Annotated in this window: 4 protein-coding genes; 2 read left to right on the top strand and 2 right to left on the bottom strand. The window is 66.7% G+C overall.

The annotated features are described in order from the left end of the window. Together ACFE77_RS16330 and ACFE77_RS16325 are read left to right on the top strand one after the other, a co-directional pair. A partial coding sequence (locus ACFE77_RS16330; RefSeq protein ID WP_375422701.1) for a DNA polymerase III subunit gamma/tau occupies positions 1 to 1,235 on the top strand: 1,235 nt, incomplete at its 5' end. Then, entirely contained in the window at positions 1,232 to 1,555 is a 324-nt protein-coding gene (locus tag ACFE77_RS16325; RefSeq protein ID WP_375422700.1) for a YbaB/EbfC family nucleoid-associated protein, read from the top strand. The genes ACFE77_RS16330 and ACFE77_RS16325, both read left to right, overlap by 4 nt. Before the next feature lie 344 nt (positions 1,556 to 1,899). Here the strand turns inward: ACFE77_RS16325 and mtgA are convergent, their stop codons facing one another. Together mtgA and ACFE77_RS16315 are read right to left on the bottom strand one after the other, a co-directional pair. After that, on the bottom strand, positions 1,900 to 2,577 hold the full coding sequence (gene mtgA / locus ACFE77_RS16320; protein ID WP_375422699.1) for a monofunctional biosynthetic peptidoglycan transglycosylase: 678 nt from the start codon (positions 2,575 to 2,577) through the stop codon (positions 1,900 to 1,902). A 40-nt stretch (positions 2,578 to 2,617) separates the two neighbouring features. Beyond that, positions 2,618 to 2,989 (bottom strand): sigma-70 family RNA polymerase sigma factor (locus tag ACFE77_RS16315; protein ID WP_375422698.1); only part of this gene is annotated, 372 nt, incomplete at its 5' end.

Raw genomic sequence — 2,989 nt, 5'->3', positions numbered from 1 at the left:
CCGCGCGGTTCAAGATCTACATCGTGGACGAGGTCCACATGCTGTCGAAGAACGCCTTCAACGCCTTGTTGAAGACGCTCGAAGAACCCCCCGCGCACGTCAAGTTCCTGTTCGCGACGACCGAGGTGAACAAGGTGCCGGTGACGGTGCTGTCGCGGTGCCAACGCTTCGACCTGCGGCGGATCACCGCGGAGAAGCTCGCCGAGCATTTCCTCGTGGTATCGACCAAGGAAGGCGTCGTCGCCGAGCCCGAGGCGCTGATGCTGATCGCGCGCGCGGCGGAAGGGTCGGCGCGCGATGGCCTGTCGATCCTCGACCAGGCGATCGCGCATGCCGGGCTGGAAGGCGGCGGCGTCACCGCGGAGGCGGTGCGGCAGATGCTCGGCCTGTCCGATCGCGGGGCGGTGCGCGACCTGCTGGCGCTGATCCTCGCCGGCGACGGTGCGGCGACCCTGGCGTCGCTGCGGCGGCAATATGACTATGGCGTCGATCCGCTGTCGGTGTTCCGGTCGCTGCTCGAGACCGTTCACGGCATCACGCTCGCGAAGGTCGGCACGCCGCCCGACGCCGCGCAGCCTGCGGAGGAACGCGCGGCGCGGGACGAATGGGCGGCGTCGCTGTCTTACCCTTCGCTCCACCGGCTATGGCAGCTGTTCCTGAAGGGGCATGACGAGGTCGCACGCGCGACGTTGCCGATCGAGGCGGCGGAGATGGCGCTGTTGCGCGCGATCCATGCTTCTACCCTGCCCGATCCCGGCGAGCTCGCGCGGCAGATCGCGAGCGGCAAGGTGGTGGCACCGGCGCTGGCAGCAGTAGCACCAGCGGCACAGCCGGCGCTTGCGCCTGCGGCTGCCGACCAGGGGCAGGCGCCGGCCGACTTTGCCGGGCTCGTCTCGTTCCTGGAGGACAAGGGTCACTTCGCGGTAGCGGCGCATCTGGCCAATGCCGCGCGGGTGGTGCGCTATGCGCCGCCCGAACTGGTGCTGAGCGGGTCGCGGCCGCTGTCGGCGGACACGCTGCGCGACATTGGCGACGCGCTGAAGCGCGCGACCGAGCAGCCTTGGAAGATCACGCTGGACGACGCGCCGGGCGCGCCGACCATGCGCGAAGCCGCACGCGCCGCGGAAGAAGCGGCACGGCAGGCGATACTCGAAACCCCCATGATCAAGGCCGCGATGGCCGCATTCCCCGATGCGGAACTCGAAGACTGGCCAGGCAAACGGAGCAACGCATGAAGAACCTCGATGAAATTCTCGCGATGGCGCAGAACGTCCAGAGCGAGCTGGAAAAGGCGCAGGCCAATCTCGACACCATCGAGGTCGAAGGCGCGTCGGGCGGCGGGTTGGTGAAGGTCACCGCGAGCGCCAAGGGCCGGATCATCGCGATCAAGATCGACGATTCGCTGATGCAGCTGTCGGAGAAGCAGATGCTCGAGGATCTGCTTGCGGCGGCGTTCAACGACGCGCGGGCCAAGGCGGATGCGGTGTCGGGTCAGGAGATGTCGAAGATGACAAGCGGGCTGCCGCTGCCGCCGGGGTTCAAGCTGCCGTTCTGAGGCGGGGGCCGGGGCGAAGAAGTCGGGTTCGCGCGGAGGCGCGAAGGGCGCGGAGTTGTTGAGTTTGCGGCGACCTCATCCGGTCCTTCGTCCCGTGATCCTTGCGGCTTGCGATGAGGGAAGGAGCGCTATCGGACGAAGCTTACATCTCTTGCGCCCTTCGCATCTCTGCGCGCCGATCTAGAGCATAATCGCCTTGGATTGGCTCAACCCGTCATCCCCGCGCAGGCGGGGATCCATACAAGCTGGCTTCAGTAGGTAAGCCGCAACGCTTGCCAGTCTGGATCCCCGCCTGCGCGGGGATGACGAGGAAGGTCGTCTGGTTCTACTTATAGACACATGCTCTAGCGAAGGCAGGCATCCAGCCGTTCGTTGCGCACCACCTTAGCATGCCGTGCCAGCGTGTTGCCGTGGCGGCGGACGAAGCCGCGGGGGGCGATTGCTGCGCGCTTCTTGGGTAGTGGCAGGACCGCGGCGATGCGGCCGGCCTCGGTCGGGGTGAGCTTGTCGGCGTTGTGGTGGAAGTATCGGATCGCCGCGGCGTCCGCGCCATAGGTGCCGATCCCGGTCTCGGCGACGTTGAGATAAACTTCCATGATCCGGCGCTTGCCCCAGATCGTCTCGATCAGGACGGTGAAATAGGCCTCGAATGCCTTGCGGAGATAGCCGCCGCCCTGGAACAGGAACACGTTCTTGGCGGTCTGCTGGCTGATCGTCGACCCGCCCCGAATGCGGCCGCCCTTGGCGTTGCGGTAGGCGGCACCCGCCATCGCCCTGAAGTCGAAGCCATGATGCGTGCAGAAGCGTGAATCCTCGCCGGCGATGGCTGCGCGCGCCATGTCGGGGTCCATCTCCGACAGCGGCATCCAGCGTTTGGTCACGCCGTGGCCGTTGAGCACGTCCCCCATCATCGTCCAGGTGAAGGGCGGCGGGACGAAGCGATAGATCGCGGTCACGCCCAAGCTCAGGACGAGGAAGCCCAGCCCGATCCGTAACAACCAACGCAGTGCAAACCGGGCCATGCCGTCGCTCCTAGCGGCGGCAGGCCGGTATCCGCAACCGTCAGGCGGCGACGAGCAGCCGCTTCTCGCCGGCGATGCGCATCATCGCCTTCTGTAGCTTCTCGAACGCGCGCACCTCGATCTGGCGGACCCGCTCGCGCGAGACGCCATAGACCTGGCTGAGTTCCTCCAGCGTCTTGGGATCGTCGGTCAGGCGGCGCTCGGTCAGGATGTGCTTCTCGCGGTCGTTGAGATCGTCCATCGCGGAAACCAGCATTGAGTGGCGGACGTCGGCTTCCTGCGCGTCGGCGACGATCTTGTCCTGGAGCGGCGCGTCGTCCTGCAGCCAATCCTGCCACTGGCCCTCGCCATCCTCGCGCATCGGCACGTTGAGCGAGGTGTCGCCGCCCATCGCCATGCGGCGGTTCATGCT

It is taken from the genome of uncultured Sphingomonas sp. (genome assembly GCF_964243315.1).
Classification (GTDB): Bacteria; Pseudomonadota; Alphaproteobacteria; order Sphingomonadales; family Sphingomonadaceae; genus Sphingomonas.
The sequence above is the reverse complement of the archived record's forward strand: the minus strand, read 5'-3'. Positions and strand labels throughout refer to the sequence as shown.